Annotated in this window: 1 protein-coding gene; it reads right to left on the bottom strand. The window is 50.8% G+C overall.

The genetic code is table 11. From position 1 onward, the window contains the following. Positions 1–8 precede the first annotated feature (8 nt). A protein-coding gene (locus tag QKW35_RS21190) for an IS3 family transposase (protein ID WP_282356374.1) occupies positions 9–1,171 on the bottom strand; the annotation gives its coding sequence in 2 pieces (ribosomal slippage) (positions 9–916 and positions 916–1,171; 1,164 coding nt in all). Positions 1,172–1,239: the final 68 nt, after the last annotated feature.

Here is a 1,239-nt window from a genome sequence, read left to right as displayed (position 1 = left end):
TGTAGTGGTCAACTAATTCCGGACAGTAAATTAAGCTGTTCTTCGGCTCGCGCAGGAGCCAATCCCTTGTTGTGCTGATGAGGCCTTTGGTGATTGTAGTAACTCATCAGATAATCACTAATATCCCTTTTGGCTTCAGTCGCAGACACGTATCCCGTAGCCGGAATCCACTCACTTTTCAGGCTGCGAAATAACCGCTCCATTGGAGCGTTGTCCCAGCAGTTTCCTCGGCGGCTCATGCTTTGTTGCATGCGATAGCGCCATAGTCTTTGCCGAAAATAGCGGCTGGTATATTGGCTTCCCTGATCCGAATGAAACAGGACTTTTTGCGGTCTGCCACGTTGTTCGTAGGCCATATCCAATGCCTTCACTACTAGGGCTGTATCAGCCTTGGGAGAGAGTGCCCAGCCGACGACACGGCGTGCATGGAGGTCTAACACAACCGCCAGGTAATACCAGCGGCTTTGAGCCCAGATGTAAGTAATATCACCGCACCAAACCAGATTGGGCGACTCGACATCGAACTGACGATCCAGCACATTGGGTATATCTGGTCGCTCTACCGTGGCCTGCTTATAAGCATGAGGACCCGGTTGCTTACAGACTAGTCCCGCTTCTCGCATTAAGGTACGGACTTTGTAGCGACCTATCTCAACCCCATTCTCTTGCAACATGCCCATGATGCTGCGACTTCCAGCAGAACCTCGACTCCGGTTAAAGATCTCACTTACCTTTGCCCGTAGTCGGAGACGTTTGGTATCAATCCTTGTACTCCGCTGACGGTAGCTGTAAAAGCAGGAACGATTGATACTGAAGGCTGCGCAGACCAGTTCAACAGGTAGCTGCTCACTTAACTGGTCTATCAGCGCGTACGTCCGAGTTCGTCTGACATTAAGAGAGCTGTAGCCTTTTTTAACACGTCTTTTTCTTGTTCCAGTCGCCGTACACGGGCTTCAAGTTCCTGAATACGCTGCTGCTCGGGTGTAAGTGCTTTGCTACTCGGGGTCTCGCCACTACGCTCTTGCTGAAGCTGTTTGACCCATCGGGCCAGAGTGTTCGTACCCACATCCACTGCGCGGCCAGCTTCGGCCAATGAATAGCCTTGATCAAGAACTAGGCTTGCAGCCTCTCTTTTGAACTCGATTGAAAATGATCGACGTTGTCTTGCCATTGGACACCTCTTCCTACGGTGGTGACTTTACCACCTAAATTGGTGTCCGGGTTCATTGAACCACTACA

The organism is Pontibacterium granulatum (assembly GCF_029961155.1).
In the GTDB taxonomy this organism is placed as follows: Bacteria; Pseudomonadota; Gammaproteobacteria; order Pseudomonadales; family Balneatricaceae; genus Pontibacterium; species Pontibacterium granulatum.
The sequence above is the reverse complement of the archived record's forward strand: the minus strand, read 5'-3'. Positions and strand labels throughout refer to the sequence as shown.